This window comes from Flavobacterium indicum GPTSA100-9 = DSM 17447, assembly GCF_000455605.1.
Taxonomy (GTDB): domain Bacteria; phylum Bacteroidota; class Bacteroidia; order Flavobacteriales; family Flavobacteriaceae; genus Flavobacterium; species Flavobacterium indicum.
On record NC_017025.1, the window covers coordinates 2,100,743 to 2,119,769 of the forward strand.

17 protein-coding genes and 1 tRNA gene are annotated in these 19,027 nt (G+C 32.1%); 6 read left to right on the plus strand and 12 right to left on the minus strand.

Annotated elements, in window-relative coordinates; genetic code table 11:
• Positions 1-33: 33 nt before the first annotated feature.
• Positions 34-591 (minus strand): hypothetical protein, encoded by a 558-nt coding sequence (locus tag KQS_RS09725; RefSeq protein ID WP_242400760.1) that lies wholly within the window; start codon positions 589-591, stop codon positions 34-36.
• A gap of 310 nt (positions 592-901) precedes the next feature.
• On the opposite strand from KQS_RS09725, the gene KQS_RS09730 reads away from it, so the two are divergent.
• From KQS_RS09730 to KQS_RS09740, 3 genes are all read left to right on the plus strand, one after another.
• Positions 902-2,029, plus strand: coding sequence for a methionine aminotransferase (locus KQS_RS09730; RefSeq protein ID WP_014389015.1), 1,128 nt, complete (start codon positions 902-904; stop codon positions 2,027-2,029).
• Positions 2,030-2,194: 165 nt separating this feature from the next.
• Complete coding sequence (locus KQS_RS09735; protein WP_014389016.1) at positions 2,195-2,899, plus strand: hypothetical protein; 705 nt, start codon at positions 2,195-2,197, stop codon at positions 2,897-2,899.
• Positions 2,900-3,159: 260 nt separating this feature from the next.
• Positions 3,160-3,870 carry a hypothetical protein gene (locus KQS_RS09740; RefSeq protein WP_014389017.1) on the plus strand — a complete coding sequence of 237 codons (711 nt, stop codon included), beginning with the start codon at positions 3,160-3,162 and terminating at the stop codon, positions 3,868-3,870.
• On the opposite strand, the gene xerD is transcribed toward KQS_RS09740, so the two are convergent.
• From xerD to KQS_RS09785, 9 genes are all read right to left on the minus strand, one after another.
• Positions 3,865-4,776, minus strand: coding sequence for a site-specific tyrosine recombinase XerD (gene xerD, locus KQS_RS09745; protein WP_014389018.1), 912 nt, complete (start codon positions 4,774-4,776; stop codon positions 3,865-3,867). The genes KQS_RS09740 and xerD overlap by 6 nt on opposite strands.
• A 169-nt stretch (positions 4,777-4,945) precedes the next feature.
• Positions 4,946-5,206, minus strand: coding sequence for a GIY-YIG nuclease family protein (locus KQS_RS09750; protein ID WP_014389019.1), 261 nt, complete (start codon positions 5,204-5,206; stop codon positions 4,946-4,948).
• A gap of 98 nt (positions 5,207-5,304) precedes the next feature.
• On the minus strand, positions 5,305-5,565 hold the full coding sequence (locus KQS_RS09755) for a GIY-YIG nuclease family protein (protein ID WP_014389020.1): 261 nt from the start codon (positions 5,563-5,565) through the stop codon (positions 5,305-5,307).
• A 98-nt stretch (positions 5,566-5,663) separates the two neighbouring features.
• On the minus strand, positions 5,664-5,924 hold the full coding sequence (locus KQS_RS09760) for a GIY-YIG nuclease family protein (protein ID WP_014389021.1): 261 nt from the start codon (positions 5,922-5,924) through the stop codon (positions 5,664-5,666).
• A 98-nt stretch (positions 5,925-6,022) separates the two neighbouring features.
• The gene (locus KQS_RS09765) at positions 6,023-6,283 is read right to left on the minus strand and encodes a GIY-YIG nuclease family protein (RefSeq protein WP_014389021.1); all 261 of its coding nucleotides are present in this window, start codon (positions 6,281-6,283) and stop codon (positions 6,023-6,025) included.
• Between the two features lie 46 nt (positions 6,284-6,329).
• Positions 6,330-6,405, minus strand: a tRNA-His gene (locus tag KQS_RS09770).
• Between the two features lie 60 nt (positions 6,406-6,465).
• The gene (gene bshB1, locus KQS_RS09775; protein WP_014389022.1) at positions 6,466-7,182 is read right to left on the minus strand and encodes a bacillithiol biosynthesis deacetylase BshB1; all 717 of its coding nucleotides are present in this window, start codon (positions 7,180-7,182) and stop codon (positions 6,466-6,468) included.
• Positions 7,183-7,215: 33 nt separating this feature from the next.
• Entirely contained in the window at positions 7,216-8,244 is a 1,029-nt protein-coding gene (locus KQS_RS09780) for a chorismate-binding protein (RefSeq protein WP_014389023.1), read from the minus strand.
• Positions 8,244-8,672: a PaaI family thioesterase gene (locus tag KQS_RS09785; protein WP_014389024.1), complete on the minus strand. Its 429-nt coding sequence runs from the start codon at positions 8,670-8,672 to the stop codon at positions 8,244-8,246. Before KQS_RS09785 ends, KQS_RS09780 begins: the two co-directional genes overlap by 1 nt.
• 204 nt (positions 8,673-8,876) lie before the next feature.
• On the opposite strand from KQS_RS09785, the gene KQS_RS09790 reads away from it, so the two are divergent.
• The 3 genes from KQS_RS09790 to KQS_RS09800 all read left to right on the plus strand — a co-directional run bounded on the left by KQS_RS09790 (position 8,877) and on the right by KQS_RS09800 (position 15,059).
• Positions 8,877-10,358, plus strand: coding sequence for a hypothetical protein (locus tag KQS_RS09790; RefSeq protein WP_242400761.1), 1,482 nt, complete (start codon positions 8,877-8,879; stop codon positions 10,356-10,358).
• 94 nt (positions 10,359-10,452) lie between these two features.
• Positions 10,453-14,130 carry a phosphoribosylformylglycinamidine synthase gene (purL, locus tag KQS_RS09795; protein ID WP_014389026.1) on the plus strand — a complete coding sequence of 1,226 codons (3,678 nt, stop codon included), beginning with the start codon at positions 10,453-10,455 and terminating at the stop codon, positions 14,128-14,130.
• A 62-nt stretch (positions 14,131-14,192) separates the two neighbouring features.
• Entirely contained in the window at positions 14,193-15,059 is an 867-nt protein-coding gene (locus KQS_RS09800) for an EamA family transporter (RefSeq protein WP_014389027.1), read from the plus strand.
• Here the strand turns inward: KQS_RS09800 and KQS_RS09805 are convergent.
• Together KQS_RS09805 and ettA are read right to left on the minus strand one after the other, a co-directional pair.
• Positions 15,056-17,245, minus strand: coding sequence for an ATP-binding protein (locus KQS_RS09805; RefSeq protein WP_014389028.1), 2,190 nt, complete (start codon positions 17,243-17,245; stop codon positions 15,056-15,058). The two genes, KQS_RS09800 and KQS_RS09805, sit on opposite strands and share 4 nt — an antisense overlap.
• Positions 17,246-17,304: 59 nt before the next feature.
• Positions 17,305-18,996, minus strand: a complete 1,692-nt coding sequence (gene ettA, locus KQS_RS09810; protein WP_014389029.1) for an energy-dependent translational throttle protein EttA — start codon at positions 18,994-18,996, stop codon at positions 17,305-17,307.
• Positions 18,997-19,027 lie beyond the last annotated feature (31 nt).

The following is a 19,027-nucleotide window of genomic DNA, read 5'->3' on the forward strand; positions in this document are numbered from 1 at the left end:
CTGTAGATTGAAATTAATCTATTAGCTATTTTTTTAAACCCCATCCACCGCCATCACACCTTCCAAAAAATCTATACTTTTCACTTCTTCAAAAAAGTCGATTTCGGTTTCGTGAGGTAAAAAATCAGAGATGATGCGCACGATAAAATCTTGTGGTTTTTTCAAAAATTTAAAAGTGTAATCTTCCATATTTACTACTGTTTTTTCGGCTAAATCGGTTGTTCTTACAAACTTATCGGAAGTTAAGGAAGATAAACAAGGTAAATTTAGCTTTGGCTTTTCGGTGATAATGGGTTTTCCGTTTTCAAACAAACCACCTTCGTAACCGTATAGCGAGGCATTCGTAATTTCGATAGGTTTTCCTAAATGCAAATAATCGGGTAAATGGGCTTCTTTTCCTACTACAGCCGCAAAACCCATTAACACACAAATATCGTGTGGTGGCAATTGCATCATCGCCTTAGCCGTACTTTCGCGACCAATTCCAGACACAATTACTTCGTATGTATGATTCAAATTCGGAATTCGAGCTAAGGCGTTAAGGACTTTTTCTCGCTCAATTTCCATTGGGGTTAATATGATTATCTTCAAAATTTCAAAATTAAATCACAAAATAAAGTAATTTGAAGAAATTAAAGCGTGTATATTTTTTATATTTTTGAAGAATTATAAAATCAAATTGAATTTACTTTTTAAAATTTTAACCACATAGAAATATAGATATTCATAAACTCTAAAAGTCGTTTCACTTTGTAATAGAAAAAATAGCTATGTGTAACAATGAATTGACTATAACTATCTTTTTATTTATATTCCTATGTGGTTAATTCATTTTCCGTAAGTAAATTATTAAAAGTATAACTAAATTTAAATTGAATTTTCGTTTTCAATAAATTATTTCATGTCAAAACTACCTAACATTACCACCAGTATATTTTCCGTAATGTCGCAATTAGCGAACCAACACGGTGCTATTAATTTATCGCAAGGATTTCCAAATTTCCCTGAAGACGAACGTTTGTTACAAATTTCGGAACGTATTATTCGAGAAAACATTCACCAATATACGCCGATGGCAGGTTTGCCTTCGTTATTGGAAAAAATTGCGAATCAAACGTTAAAACAATACGGAAGAAAAATCAATACCACAACTGAACTATTGATTACCGCTGGCGCTACACAAGGCGTTTTTACAGCGATTAACACGTTTGTGAATCAGGGTGATGAAGTACTAATTTTAGATCCAAGTTATGACAGTTACGAACCTTCAGTTTTAGTTGCCGGTGGAAAACCTGTTCGTGTTTCATTAAACGATGATTACACACCCAATTTCAACCGAATTGAAAGCGCGATTTCAGCTAAAACCAAAATGATTGTCATCAATAATCCACACAATCCTACGGGTAGAATTTGGACAGAACAAGATTTTGAAGCCTTAGAAACTATTTTAGAAAAACATCCTCAAATCTTAATTTTAGGTGACGAAGTGTACGAATACATTACGTTTTCGCAACCTCATATTTCATTTAATACACGTCCAAAATTAGTCGAAAGAACCATCATCGCTTCTTCTTTTGGAAAATCATTGCATGTTACGGGTTGGAAAGTGGGTTATTTAATTGCTCCTGAAAATTTAATGTACGAAATGAAAAAGGTACATCAATTTTTAGTCTTTAGTGTGAATAGTTTTTCACAACATGTTATTTCGGAATACTTGGATGTGGTTAATTTTAGCGAAGTTTCCAAAATGTATCAACGCAAACGCGATTTGTTTCAAAACCTAATTAAAAACAGCCGCTTTGAGTTAATGCCTTGTGATGGAACGTATTTTCAAGTGGTGAATTACAACCAAATTTCGAATAAAAACGATGTGGATTTTGCTAAGGAATTGATTGTAAATCATGGCGTGGCTTCCATTCCGATTTCTGTTTTTTATAACGATAATACAGATAGACACATGCTTCGTTTTTGTTTTGCTAAAACCGATGAAACTTTAATTGCGGCGGCTGAAAAACTAAATAAATTGTAAGTTTTTAATATAATTTTTACAAAATAAAACATTTCATCGAGTATTTTTCAACACTTGTCGAAATGTTTTTTTTATTCCTTTTCAATACTACATCTTTGCACCACACAAAAAAACCCACTACTCAAAATTAATAACCTACTATTAATTTAATAAATTAATAGTATAATGAAATTAAAAAATTTAGTATTTGCCCTTCTTATAACGAATTTAAGTTATAGTCAAGTTGGAATTAATACCACTACTCCAACAAAAGAACTAGATGTAAATGGAAACATGAGAGTTAGAGGATTATCTAATTCAAGTGGCCGAACAGCAACTGTTTCTGCTATGCCTGACGGAACTTTGGTTACGGGTTACTCTGACCCATCGGCGCCTGGTACACGTTTCGTTGGTTTTTTAAATGCCGACATTTCATTAAACGAGGATTACAACTACAAAGAAATTGTATTAGGAAATGAATTAATTGATGTGAATAATGAATATAATGCTTCTTCTGGTCGTTATTCTCCCGTAGTTTCTGGATATTATAAAATTTCTATGGATTTTGACATTGGCGATTACACCAGTGATTCCTATGATTTAGATATATTAATTGGACTTTGGGATTTCACAACCAACAATTGGGTTTTAAGAAGAACTTTTAAACATAGAGACAATAATAACTCAGGAATGACAGACGGTAGAAATGAAAGCTATGGAATTTCAAATTATTTACAGTTGACTGTCGGGCACTCCTATGGATTTAGAATTTTTTCTGACTATGATCCTTCCATTGGCTCGTCTGGAAGAAATGCTAAATTAAAATACCAAAACAGTGGTTCTACAGGTACTTCTTTATCAACAAGCTTTTCAATAGAAAAAGTCCTTTAGGTAAAAAATAAATACTGTAAGATTGATTTTCCACAAATTTACAATTCATAAATAGTTAAATTATTCAATCAGAAACACCACAATTTGCAATAAAACAACATATAAAATGGATTAATAGTACATTTATTAATCCATTTTTTAATTTATAGTAAAAATAAAATATCAGTTGTAATTTGTGTATAATAAAACGAATTTTGCATACCCAAATTAACTACCAATTTCTACTAGATTTCTAATACAAAAAAACCTAAAAGAAATCAATGAAATTATTACAAAAAATGGCATTACTTTTACTTATAAGTAATGTATCGATGAATGCACAAGTAGGTATCAACACTACTACCCCAACTCAAGAATTAGATGTTAATGGAGATCTACGCGTTAGAGGTCTTGGCAATTCAAAAGGAAAAACAGCTACTGTATCTGCCTTACCTGATGGAACACTGATTACAGGATACACAGATATGACAGCTCCAGGAATTAAATTTGTTGGAAACTTAACTTCAGATATTACGTTAGATCAAGATTACAATTACAAAGATATTGTTCTTGGAAATGAATTAATTGACGTAAATAATGAATATAATGTTGCTAATGGTCGATACATGCCAAAAGTAGATGGGTATTACAAAATATCAATGGATTTTGACATGGGTGATTATACAGACGACAATAAAGATGTTGATATTTTAATTGGACTTTGGGATTTAACTTCAAATAGCTGGGTTTTAAGAAGAACATTTAAATATAAAGACAACAATAACACAGGAATGACCAATGGTAGAAATGAAAGTTATGGTATTTCAAATTACCTACAATTAAATTCAACACATTCTTATACTTTTAGAATTTTTGTTGATTACGATCCAAGTATTACTTCAGATAATAGAACTGCTCGATTAAAAGCCTACAACAGTGGATCCACTGGAACATCGATATCAACTAGTTTTTCAGTAGAAAAAGTATTATAATTTTTTATTTCCTCTTGGATGAAAGGATTCCATAACTGTGGTTAAATGCTTTCTATCTAAGTGCATATAAATTTCAGTCGTTGTTATGGATTCATGTCCTAACATCAACTGAATAGCCCGTAAGTCCGCACCATTTTCAAGCAAATGCGTAGCAAATGAATGCCTGAAAGTATGCGGACTTATTGTTTTTTTGAGGTTAATTTTAAGAGCTAAATCTTTTATAATGGTAAAAACCATTGCTCTTGTTAATTGCTTCCCTCTTCTATTTAAAAATAAGGTATCTTCAAAACCTTTTTGAATAGAACCATGATTCCTTATAAAATCTTTATAGGTTTCAATATATTTTTGTGTTGAAGGGCTGATTGGCACAAAACGTTGTTTATTTCCTTTTCCTGTAACTTTTATAAAACCTTCATCAAAGAACAAATCAGAAATTTTTAAAGAAATTAATTCAGAAACCCGTAAACCACAACTATATAAAGTTTCCAACATTGCTTTATTACGTTCGCCTTCAGGTGTACTTAAATCTATTGCTCCAATTAACAAATCAATTTCTTCAGTCGAAAGCGTATCCGGCAATTTTCTTCCCACTTTTGGAACTTCAATCAATTCCATAGGGGAATCATTTCTATAATCTTCAAATACTAAATAGCTAAAAAAACTTTTTAATCCTGAAATAATCCTAGATTGGCTTCGGGCATTAACTTGAGAAGCAATGTGATAAATAAAAGCTTGAACTTGTTCATCAGTTATTTTTACAGGTGTAACCTCTATCTTATTTAATTCTAAAAAAAGAACTAACTTTTCAATATCAAACGTATAGTTTTCTATTGTATTTGAAGATAATCCTCTTTCCAACTTCAAATAATTTTGATATTCTTTAATGTAAGTTTGCCAATTTGCCATAGAAAAGCCATTTTAGCTAATGTAAAAAAATAAATTTAAATTTAGAATATTAATCTTTAAAGGAAAAAAATCAGAAAAGTACATAAACAAAAAAAGTCCTGATTTCTCAGGACTTCAGGGTGAATGATGGGTCTCGAATGCCGACGATAAATGTCGGCATCGAGACAAACTATGTTTCGTCTCGACCCGCGTATTTTTCAATAAACATTAATAATCTTTCTCTGTTCAAATTTTTCAATTTTTTCTCTAAAACCATTGCTTCAGATCTTGAAGACTTTTCTAAAACACATTTTTTAACCCATGGAATATAGGGTGAAGTTGCTTTTTCATATCCTGAATTATGCCTCAAAATTCTCTCATGAAAATTTTGTGTTTGACCTATATAAAATTTATCAAAATCTAACGAGTAAATTATATAAACATAAAACATATGACTTTTTTTAAAACAAAAAAAGTCCTGATTTCTCAGGACTTCAGGGTGAATGATGGGTCTCGAATGCCGACGATAAATGTCGGCATCGAGACAAACTATGTTTCGTCTCGACCCGCGTATTTTTCAATAAACATTAATAATCTTTCTCTGTTCAAATTTTTCAATTTTTTCTCTAAAACCATTGCTTCAGATCTTGAAGACTTTTCTAAAACACATTTTTTAACCCATGGAATATAGGGTGAAGTTGCTTTTTCATATCCTGAATTATGCCTCAAAATTCTCTCCTCAAAATTTTGTGTTTGACCTATATAAAATTTATCAAAATCTAACGAGTAAATTATATAAACATAAAACATATGACTTTTTTTAAAACAAAAAAAGTCCTGATTTCTCAGGACTTCAGGGTGAATGATGGGTCTCGAATGCCGACGATAAATGTCGGCATCGAGACAAACTATGTTTCGTCTCGACCCGCGTATTTTTCAATAAACATTAATAATCTTTCTCTGTTCAAATTTTTCAATTTTTTTTCTAGAATCATTGCTTCAGATCTTGAAGACTTTTCTAAAACACATTTTTTAACCCATGGAATATAGGGTGAAGTTGCTTTTTCATATCCTGAATTATGCCTCAAAATTCTCTCCTCAAAATTTTGTGTTTGACCTATATAAAATTTATCAAAATCTAACGAGTAAATTATATAAACATAAAACATATGACTTTTTTTAAAACAAAAAAAGTCCTGATTTCTCAGGACTTCAGGGTGAATGATGGGTCTCGAATGCCGACGATAAATGTCGGCATCGAGACAAACTATGTTTCGTCTCGACCCGCGTATTTTTCAATAAACATTAATAATCTTTCTCTGTTCAAATTTTTCAATTTTTTTTCTAGAATCATTGCTTCAGATCTTGAAGACTTTTCTAAAACACATTTTTTAACCCATGGAATATAGGGTGAAGTTGCTTTTTCATATCCTGAATTATGCCTCAAAATTCTCTCCTCAAAATTTTGTGTTTGACCTATATAAAATTTATCAAAATCTAACGAGTAAATTATATAAACATAAAACATATGACTTTTTTTAAAACAAAAAAAGTCCTGATTTCTCAGGACTTCAGGGTGAATGATGGGTCTCGAACCCACGACCTTCGGAACCACAATCCGACGCTCTAACCAACTGAGCTACAATCACCATTTTTACGAGTGCAAATATATAGCAATTATTATACTTTGCAAAACTTTTTTAAAAAAAATTATTTCAAATCTGATAACGAATTGACAGTCAAATATCTTTCAACTGTAAATCCTTCTGCAAATTCAACATTTACTAGCCTTCCAAGGTCTTGCGCACGGTATTTTATACTGTCTAAAAAGTTTTTTGAAGTTATTGGTGTTTCAGGTTCATCCGAATTAGGATCAAAAAATTGGGAACCATAGGCCAAAACAGATTGCATTTTCAAATCCATAAATCCGGTTACATCAACTACAAAATCGGGTTCTAAATTTTTCCATTGAATATAATGATAAACTAATTTAGGTCGCCATGCCTCTTGTTTTATTCCATCTAATTCCGTTTCAATTTTAGTTAAACCCGACAAAAAACAAGCATCACTAACCAATTTACTCCCTTTACCATGATCTATATGACGGTCATCAATGGCATTACACAATACAATTTCAGGTTGGTATTTGCGTATTTTTTTTATGATTTCAAGTTGATGTTGCTCATCATTTATGAAGAAACCATCTCTGAAATTCAAATTTTCTCTAATCTGAACACCTAAAATAGTGGCCGCAGCCATAGCCTCCTGATCGCGAATTTCTTTAGACCCGCGTGTACCAAGCTCTCCTCGAGTTAAATCTATAATTCCTACCTTCTTACCAAGTGAAACTTCTTTTGCAATTGTTCCAGAGCAACCCAATTCTACATCATCCGGGTGAGCACCAAAAGCTAAAATATCTAATTTCATTTCCAATTACTTGTTGTTATTAAAGTTTAAACATTAACCCCTAACCAAAATCGATACAATCGTTCGTGACTTATTAAAGGTTTCTATAAATTCATGTTCAGGAATACTATCTTTTGTAATTCCGCAACCCACATAGACAGCAACAGCATTCTCTAAAAATTCACAACATCTCAAATTTACAAATAAATCTGAGTTCTCCATCCCCTTCCATTCCCCTAAATATCCTGAATAATATTTCCTGTCATAGCCTTCATGTTCTAAAATAAAACTTCGAGCTTGCTGTAAAGGCATACCACAAACCGCAGAAGTTGGATGCAAGGCCTTTACCAAAACTAACGGCTGAATTGAAGATTTAATACTACCTGAAATATCTGTTTTAAGATGAACGATACTGCCGGCACGATGTGTAATAGCATCAGAAATTTTAATAGTGTCCACTTTATCTTCAATTTGATTTTTGATAAAATCGGTCACCAACTCTTGTTCCTTTATTTCTTTTTCACCCCAAACAATATGTTCAGAGTAGGGCTGAGTTCCGGCTAATGCCATGGTATAAAATTCCCCATTCTTAATTTTAACCAACTGCTCTGGGGTTGCCCCCATCCATAATCCAATTTGAGGATGATAAAATAAATATCTAAAAGCTGTAGAATAAGTATTCACAAGATTCTTAAAAGATTCTATACTATTTATGGTATCGTTTGGAATTTCTATCTTTCTGGATAAAACGACCTTTTCAAATTGATTTTCAACAATTGCATTTATTCCTTTTTGCACCAAATTTTTAAATTCAACACCCTCTGAATCAGAAAAATAAATTCTTTCTTGGTAGTGTTTTTCATAGCTCCAATTTTCTTGAATTACTTCACAAGAATCAAACGGCAACACTACATCTTTGGTATTATAAAAACCCGAAAACACAAAGCCTTTTTGTCCTGAAAATTCAACTAATTCATCTGTATTTTGAAAAACTCCATTAAGTTGAACTTGATTTGGTTTTACAAAAAGTGCAAAAGGTAGTTTTTTGGAAAAATAATGCGAAGCCTTTTCTAACAGTAACATTATCGTTCTTTTCTTGATAAAACCATATTGGTCAATTTACACATTGAGATTAATCGGTCTTGTTCATCAACAATTTTTATTTCCCATAAATGAATACTCGCCCCTTTATGGATAATTTTGGCCGTACAAAACACGGTACCTTCCCGTTTTGCTCTCACATGATTGGCACTAATTTCTATCCCTCTTACTTCTTGTTTTTCTGGATTAATAAACATTAAAGAAGCAGCACTTCCTACACTTTCCGCTAAGGCTACAGAAGCTCCTCCATGCAACAAACCCATTGGTTGATGAACTCTTGGGTTAACAGGCATTTTAGCTGTTAAAAAATCATCACCTGCGTCAATATATTCTATTTCTAATGTTTCCATTAAAGTATTCTTAGAATATTCGGCACACAATTTCAACATTTCCTCTTTAGGAATAATCATAGTTTCTTTTTTTAACAAAGTTACAAATTTAGTTGTACTAAAATTAAAACTGTCTATTTCAATGATGTTGTATTTTTCAATACCCACATATTAATTTTTCAGTTTTATCGTTATATTTACACAGTTCAAATTTACATTATGCGTTACATAGTATTCCTTATTATAGCTTTTTTTAGTATTTTTTTAACTTCATGCCGTTCAGAAATGGAGTTTGAATCCAATATTGGTAACTTAAGATTTTCAAAAGAAACCGTTTATTTAGATACAGTATTTACAAATATTGGCTCAAGTACGTATACGTTGAAAGTGTATAATACTACGAATAAAAACATTTCAATTCCGAAAGTTAGATTAGGAAAAGGTCAGGCTTCTAATTACCGATTAATGGTGGATGGAATACCAGGAAAAGAGTTTGACAATGTAGAACTTTTAGCTAATGACAGTTTATATGTTTTTATAGAAGTAACTTCTGATGTTGCTGACGCTAATCCGACCGATTTTTTATATACTGATCAAATTCAATTTGGCGACTTTACAAATTTTCAAAAAGTGGAGTTAGTTACTTTAATTCAAGACGCCGTATTTATTTATCCAGAAAGAAGTGGAAGTCCTAACAATTATACTTATGAACAAATTCAATTAGGCGTTGATGGAGCGGGTAATCCTGTGACTATTACTGGTACAAATTTGAGCCACACTGACGTAACTAATGGAGACGAACTGCATTGGACAAATACCAAACCTTATGTAATTTATGGTTATGCAAAAATCCCTGAAAATGAAACCTTAATTATTGATCCCGGTGCACGCGTTCATTTTCATGCAAATTCTGGATTAATTGTAGCAGAAAATGCTAGTTTAGATGTCAATGGAGGAATTTCTTCAACGGAAGCTTTAGAAAATCAAGTTATTTTTGAAGGTGATCGATTAGAACCTATGTATACAGATGTTCCTGGGCAATGGGGAACTATTTGGTTTTTACCAGGAAGTAAAAATAATTCCTTAGAAAATATTACAATAAAAAACGCCACGGTTGGCATGCTAATTTCTGGAAACGATGGCACTCCTACTCCAACTATTGATATGACCAATGTACAAATTTATAATTGTGCCAATGTTGGAATTTTAGCCAGAACGGGTAAAATGACAGGTAAAAACGTAGTAGTTAACAATTGTGGTCAGGCGAGTTTAGCTTGCACATTTGGAGGTAAATATGATTTTACACATTGTACTTTTGCGAATTATTGGAGCAATCCCAATCAAACTTGTTTAGTATTAGATGATTATGACGGAAGTAGTAGTTATGTTTTGGAACAAGCGAATTTTAAAAATTGTATTTTTTATGGATCCTCTAATTTGAGTTTAGCATTAGAAAACAACAATACTTCTACCTTTAATTACCAATTTACAAATTGTTTGATAAAATTTGTAGATTTTAATAACCAATACATTAACGGTCCTTTGTATAGCTTTAGTACAAATCCTAGATATACTAATTGTTTAATTTCGACAAATTCTAATACTTTAAATCCTAAATTTAAAGATCCGAATAAAAACAAATTTAACATATTACAAGGTTCCGCTGCTATTGGAATGGGTATTTTTGACCCTTTAGTCCCAAAAGATATTTTAGGAATTGACAGAACAAATCCTTCTGATATTGGCGCTTATAAATTTGTTCCGTAAATTGGGAATTTTATCTAATTTACTTTAAATTTGCACTTTCAAAACAACAACAACACCTCTTCTTTAATAGAATAGGAATAAAACAACACACAACATGATTCATTTCTTTGGAAACCAATCCAATACGGTATTTGCTGTACAAGCACAAAACGAATTATCGACAGAAACAATCAACAAATTAAACTGGCTTTTTGGCAACGCACATAAAATAGAAAAATCCGTAGTATCGGATTTTTTTGTTGGACCCCGTGCCGCTATGGTAACGCCTTGGAGTACTAACGCTGTTGAAATTACTCAAAATATGGGTATTGAAGGAATTATTCGTATTGAAGAATTTCAAAAAGTAACAAGCGATTTTACCGATTTTGATCCGATGTTATCTCAAAAGTATTCGGAATTAAATCAAGACATTTATACTATTAATATCCAACCAGAGCCTATTTTAGAAATTGAGGATATTGATGCTTACAACAAAACTGAAGGTTTGGCTTTAAGCCCTGAAGAAGTAGAGTATTTAAATAATCTTTCTTCTAAACTAGGAAGAAAACTAACAGATTCAGAAATTTTTGCTTTTTCGCAAGCCAATTCGGAACACTGCCGTCACAAAATTTTCAACGGTACTTTTGTTATTGATGGTGAAGAACAACCTACTTCCCTATTCAAGTTAATCAAGAAAACATCAGAAACGAATCCAAACGATATTGTTTCAGCATATAAAGATAACGTAGCTTTTGTAAAAGGTCCGAAAGTAACACAATTTGCACCTAAAAGCGCTGACAAACCCGATTTTTATCAAGAAAAAGAATTTGAGTCGGTTTTATCCTTAAAAGCAGAAACACATAATTTCCCTACTACTGTAGAACCTTTTAACGGAGCAGCTACAGGCTCTGGAGGAGAAATTCGCGACCGTTTAGCTGGTGGACAAGGTTCGTTACCGTTAGCAGGAACTGCGGTTTACATGACTTCTTATTCTCGTTTAAACGAGGAACGTCCATGGGAAAAAGGAATGGAAGAAAGAAAATGGTTGTATCAAACACCAATGGATATTTTAATTAAAGCATCCAACGGGGCTTCTGATTTTGGTAATAAATTTGGGCAACCTTTAATTACAGGTTCTGTTTTAACGTTTGAACACGAAGAGGATGCTCGTAAACTTGGATTTGATAAAGTTATCATGCAAGCAGGCGGAGTGGGTTATGGAAAATTAGAACAAGCCAAAAAACACGAGCCACAAGCGGGTGACAAAATTGTTATTTTAGGTGGTGAAAATTATAGAATTGGAATGGGCGGTGCTGCCGTATCCTCTGCAGATACTGGCGCTTTTGGTTCTGGTATTGAATTAAACGCCATACAACGTTCCAATCCAGAAATGCAAAAACGTGCTGCTAATGCCATTCGTGGTTTAGTGGAAAGTGATAACAATCCAATTGTTTCTATTCACGATCATGGTGCAGGTGGGCACTTAAACTGCCTATCTGAGTTAGTTGAAGCTACAGGCGGACTTATCGATTTAGATAAATTACCAGTGGGTGACCCTACCCTTTCAGCTAAAGAAATCATTGGTAATGAGTCTCAAGAAAGAATGGGATTAGTTATTGGTGAAAAAGATATTGAAACTTTACAACGAATTGCAGAAAGAGAACGTTCTCCCATGTATACTGTTGGAGATGTTACCAATGATCATCGTTTTACCTTCGAATCAAAAACGACTGGTGCAAAACCAATGGATTATGCTTTGGAAGATTTCTTTGGAAGTTCTCCAAAAACGATTATGACCGATAAAAAGGTTGAACGTAATTATTCAAATCCAGAATATTCAGTTTCAGAAATTCCTACCTATTTAAATCAAGTTTTACAATTAGAAGCTGTGGCTTGTAAAGATTGGTTAACCAACAAAGTAGACCGTTGTGTAGGCGGACGCGTGGCAAAACAACAGTGTGCAGGTCCATTACAACTTCCTTTAAATAATGTTGGAGTTATGGCATTAGATTTTAAAGGAAAAGAAGGAATTGCGACTTCGATTGGGCACTCGCCTATTTCTGCATTAGTTGACCCTGTTGCGGGTTCCAGAAATTCAATTGGTGAGGCTTTATCTAACTTAGTTTGGGCGCCAATTAAAAATGGTTTACAATCCGTTTCCTTATCTGCGAATTGGATGTGGGCATGTAAAAATGAGGGTGAAGACGCTCGTTTATATCAAGCGGTTAAAGGTTGCTCCGATTTTGCAATTGAGTTAGGCATCAATATTCCAACAGGAAAAGATTCCTTGTCCATGAAACAAAAGTATCCTAATGAAGAAGTTATTGCGCCAGGAACGGTAATTATTTCGGCTTTAGGAAATTGCAGCAATATTACAAAAGTTGTAGAACCTGTTTTAAAAAGAAACGGAGGAGCTATCTATTATTTAAATCTATCACAAGATGCATTTAAATTAGGTGGTAGTTCTTTCTATCAAATATTAAATAAAGTTGGTTCTGAAGTGCCAACAATTAAAAATGCCGAATTTTTCAAACAGGCATTTAATACCTTACAAGACTTAATCAAAGAACGAAAAATTAGTGCAGGACACGATGTTGGTAGCGGTGGATTAATCACAACTTTATTAGAACTATCTTTTGCAGAAGTTGGTTTAGGTGCTCATTATGATTTATCTGTTTTAGGAGAATCAGACACTGTAAAAACGTTATTTAACGAAAATATAGCAGTCGTTTTCCAAGCAAATGAAGAAGTAGAAGCTGCATTTAAAAATAACGGAATTGAAATTTTCAATATCGGAACTGTAGTTGAAGGGGATATTATTTCTGTTAAAAATGGAAATGATAATTTTAATTTCTCAGTTACTGAAACAAGAGATACTTGGTTTAAAACATCTTATCTATTAGATACTAAACAATCTAAAAACGGAATGGCTGAGGCGCGTTATGCGAATTACAAAAACCAACCGTTAGCATTTACATTCCCTGCTAATTTTGATGGAAGCCTTCGACAAGCTCAGGGTAACCTTGCGCCTGTTGGTTCTAGACCAAAAGCTGCTATTATTCGTGAAAAAGGAAGTAATTCGGAACGCGAAATGGCCAATGCAATGTACTTAGCTGGTTTTGATGTAAAAGATGTACATATGACCGACTTAATTTCGGGTCGTGAAACATTAGAAGACATTCAATTTATTGGTGCCGTTGGTGGTTTTTCGAACTCAGATGTATTAGGTTCGGCTAAAGGTTGGGCTGGTGCCTTTTTATATAATGAAAAAGCGAACACCGCTTTACAAAACTTCTTCAAGAGAGAAGATACTTTATCTGTAGGTATATGTAATGGATGTCAATTATTAATGGAATTGGAATTAATTAATCCGGAACATGAAATCCATGGTAAAATGCATCACAATACATCAAACAAACACGAAAGCGGATTTACTTCTGTAAAAATTCAGAAAAACAATTCGGTTATGTTGTCTTCTTTAGAAGGTTTAACTTTAGGTGTTTGGATTTCACATGGAGAAGGTAAATTTAAATTACCTTATGCGGAAGAAAAATACAATATTGTAGGTAAATATGCTTATGAAGGATATCCAGCAAATCCTAATGGTTCTGACTTTAACACCGCCATGATGTGCGATACCACAGGTAGACACTTGGTAATGATGCCACACATTGAGCGTTCTATTTTCCCATGGAACTGGGCTTATTATCCTGAACGTGAGCAAAAAGATGACGTTTCTCCTTGGATTGAGGCTTTCGTTAATGCTAGAAAATGGATTGAAAATCAAAAATAATCAAAACAAAAGCACTGAGAAATCGGTGCTTTTTTTTGTAATATTGTACAAAAATAAAAATCATGGTATTCGTTATATTAAGTGTACTTTGTAGTGTTTCTGTTGGAATTCTATTAAAACTAGCTAAAAAAAAACAATATAGTTTTTATCAAATAATTAGCATCAATTATTTGATTGCTTGGTTTTTAACTAAAATCATTTATCAACCAGTATTAAAAACTGATGTAAGTAGCACTACAAAAAGTATCATTATTAGTTTAAGTTTTTTACTACCCATAATTTTTGTTTTTCAAGCGAAAGCCATAAAATACAGTGGCATCGTTAAAACTGATATTGCGCAACGAATGTCGCTTTTTATTTCCATTCTATTTTCTTTCTTCATTGTTCATGAACAAATTAATCAATTCAAATGGATTGGAATTTTTATCGCATTCTTGGCTATATTTTTAACTTTTTATAGAAAAAATGATGCTGAATATGCTAAGAAAAACAAATGGTATTTTTTGCCCCTAGTTTTGTTAGGTTTTGGGATTATTGATATCTTATTTAAGAATGTTGCCAGTTTAAAAGAAATACAATTTACTGAATTATTATTTTTAGTATTTCCGGGTGCGGGTCTAGTTTCACTTTTTATTTCAGGATATTATTTACTGAAAGGCAACGAAAAATTCAACAAAACAAATGTTTTATGGGGTCTTGGAGTGGGCTTATTAAATTTTGGAAATATTTCATTTTACATTAAAGCCCATCAAGTCTTATCTAACAATCCCTCTACCGTTTTTGCAAGTATGAACATGGGAGTAATTACACTCGGAAGTTTGGTTGGAATACTTATTTTTAAAGAAAAAGTTAATCGATGGAATTATTTAGGTTTATTCCTTTCCTTAGTTGCAATTGGTTTAATAACATATTCTCAATTTTTAAATTAAGATTGAATATGTTTTTCAATAATATGCAACAAATCTAACCATTCAAATGGTTTAACTAAGATATCATTCATACTGGATTTTTCAAGTAATTTTTGAATTTCAAATTTATCAGATGCAGTTAAAGCAACTATTGGAACTTGAGGATTGAATTTTCTAATTTCCGCGGTTGTTTCAAATCCGTCTATCCCCGGCATATTAATATCCATCAAAACTAAATCAAAATGTTGGTTTTTTAGTATCTCTATTGCCTTATATCCACTATCAACAATAGTACAAGTTAGTTTATTTTTTTCTAACATTTTTTGAGTAACCAATTGATTCACTTTATTGTCTTCCACTACCAAAATAGAAACATCTAGTTTCAATTTAGAGACTGTTTCTGGAGTTGCAACCATGTCGTTTTCGTTAGCACTTGCTAATTCAAGTGGAATCGTAAAAGTTACATCTGTCCCTTTATTTTCAATACTTTCAATTTGAATTTTACCTCCAAATAACTCAACGGTTTTTTTTACAATTGACAGACCTAAACCCGTTCCTTGATAATGTTCATCTGACTTTCGTTCTACTTGAACAAATTTGTCAAATATTTTATCTAAATAATCTTTTGGAATACCTAAACCATTATCTATCACTTGAAACTTCAAGAATTGAGAAGTATATTTTTCTACTTTTATCTGAACTAGACCCTTTTTTGTAAATTTTAAAGAATTACTCAATAAATTGATCAATATTTGAGACAATCTCGTTTTATCTGACACAATCCAAACAGGGACTTGTGCATCAACTTCAATTTCAATTCTATTATCATTTTGATCCGCTATAACTTGTAAACTACCTATGATAATTGATAATTCATTACGCAATTGAATAGGCTCTTTTACTAATTCAACTTTTCCTTCTTCAATTTTATACACATCTAAAATATCGTTAATCAAAGACAACAAGTATTTAGAAGAATATTTTAGGGCATTAAAATATTTGCTTTCTTTTAAATTTTCATGCTCATTTTCTATAATTTCAGTCATTCCAATAACCCCATACAATGGTGTACGCAACTCATGACTAACAGTCGACATAAATTGACTTTTTAATCTAGCAGCCTCTTCTGATTGATTTTTAGCTCTTTTTAATTCTAAATTCGTTTTTTTCAAACGCTTATTGATTCGAGCATTTTTATTCAAATTTTTATATAAAACAAATAATGAAATGACTGTTAAAACAATAACCAAAACCAATCCACCAATAAAAAGACGGCTGTTTTTCAGTTTTTTAATATAGTCTTTATTCTCTAATTCAATTTTTAATATTTTATCATTGATTTCACCTAATTTAATAGACTGAAATTCATTCTTTAAAATATCTTGTCTTTTTTCGTCGAAAATGATATCTTCTAAGCTATCATGTTGTTTTAAAAAATAATACGCTTCTTTTGGTTTATTATATTTTTGATAAAATTTTGAAACATCATCATACAAATCAACCATATTAAGTTTAACTAATTCAACATCGTTTTTCTTTGCCCAGTGTACCGCCTTTAGAAAACACGCTTCTGCTTTTTCAAAATTATTTTCGTATTCATAATAATAACTTCCATACAAAGAATAAATAGACAATTTAGCTTCAACCTCATCACTAGCATCAATAGGTCCTTTGACTTCATCTAAATACTTTTTACCTTCGGGGTATGCTTTAAGATTAAAATAATTAATCGCAATATTTATTTTAGTGTAATAAATTTCCCATTTGTTTTTAATAATGATTGATTTTTCTAAGGCCTGTTTGTAAAAATAAAGTCCCTTTTGTAAATCAATTTTATTATAAGAATAGACTCCGCCTAAATTATTATATAACCAACCTGAAACCGTATCATTGGATACTTGATTAGCTAAATATATTCCTTTTTTATAAAAACTGATTGCTTTATTTAAATCGGCAATTTCTTCAAAATTTAAACCAATAATGTTGTAGCATTTAGCAGCCAATAATTTATCATCATTTTTTAATGCATAAAAAAGCGTTTTTTCAGCATAAATAAGTGATTTTTTAAAATTTAGATTTAGTAAACTTTTTTGAGCAATAGTGTAGTATTGTTCAGCCTCTTTTGAAGTAGTTGGATTTTTTTGAGCGTTTACAATTAGGATCGATAAACTAAAGAAAAGAAATGTCAATATTTTAATTCGTCCCATTGATAAACTATTAAAGTACAAAAATAAAAAAATCCTAACTAAGTTAGGATTTTTTTCTATTATCTAATCAATTTCTTGTATTTAATTCTAGTTGGTGTCACTTCTTTACCTAGACGTTTGCGTTTGTTTTCTTCATATTCAGAGAAACTTCCTTCAAAGAAATACACTTGAGAATCGCCTTCAAATGCTAAGATATGTGTACAAACTCGATCTAAGAACCAACGGTCGTGCGAAATAATCACTGCACATCCTGCAAAATTTTCCAACCCTTCTTCCAATGCTCGAAGTGTATTAATATCCAAGTCGTTGGTAGGCTCATCTAATAACAAAACATTACCTTCTTCTTTCAAAGTCATGGCTAAATGTAAACGGTTACGTTCACCCCCTGATAAAGTAGATACCTTTTTATTTTGATCACTTCCACCAAAATTAAATCGAGATAAATAAGCTCTTGAATTTACTTGACGTCCACCCATCATTATTAATTCCTGACCATCGCAAAAGTTTTCCCAAATCGATTTATTTACATCAATATTTGAGTGTGTTTGATCTACATAAGCAATCTTCACAGTTTCACCAATAGTAAATTCACCAGCATCTGGTGTTTGTTCTCCCATTATCATTCTAAAAATAGTAGATTTACCGGCACCATTCGGCCCAATAATTCCCACTATTCCTGCCTGAGGTAAAACAAAGTTTAAATCGTCATATAATAATTTATCCCCAAATGCTTTAGCTACATGTTTTGCTTCAATAACATTAGTTCCTAAACGAGGACCATTTGGAATATAGATTTCTAATTTTTCGTCCAATTCTTTTTGATCTTCATTCAACAACTTATCATAGTTTTGAAGACGCGCTTTTTGTTTCGTTTGACGACCTTTTGCACCTTGACGAACCCAATCTAACTCTCGTTCTAACGTTTTTCTTCGTTTTGAAGCTACTTTCTCTTCTTGCTCCATACGTTTCGATTTTTGATCTAACCATGAAGAATAATTTCCTTTCCATGGAATACCTTCTCCACGATCTAATTCTAAAATCCATCCAGCTACATTATCTAAGAAATAACGGTCGTGCGTAACAGCAATTACTGTACCCGCATATTGTTGTAAATGTTGTTCTAACCAAAGAACAGACTCTGCATCTAAGTGGTTGGTAGGCTCATCTAACAATAACACATCTGGTTGTTGTAATAATAATCGACATAAAGCCACACGACGTTTCTCTCCACCCGATAACACTGCAATTGGTGTATCTGCTTCTGGCGTACGCAAAGCATCCATTGCAATTTCTAATTTGGTATCGATTTCCCAAGCACCACAAGCGTCAATTCTATCTTGTAATTCCGCCTGACGATCCATTAATTTTTGCATTTTATCGGCGTCCTCATATACTTCAGGCAAACCAAAATCGTCGTTAATTTTATTAAACTCTTCTAATAACGAAAAAATTTCAGCAGCTCCTTCACGAACCACTTCAATTACTGTTTTAGATTCATCTAATTGAGGTTCTTGCTCTAGATAACCAACAGTATAACCAGGTGCAAACACCACATCGCCTTGATAGTTTTTATCTACACCAGCAATAATTTTTAATAAAGAAGATTTCCCCGCTCCATTTAATCCTAAAATACCAATCTTGGCGCCATAAAAGAAACTTAGGTAAATATCTTTTAATACGGTTTTATTTGAACTTGAGTAAGTTTTACTTACCCTAGACATCGAAAATATAACTTTCTTATCGTCTGACATGATTTGTTATTATTTAATAAATTAATTATTT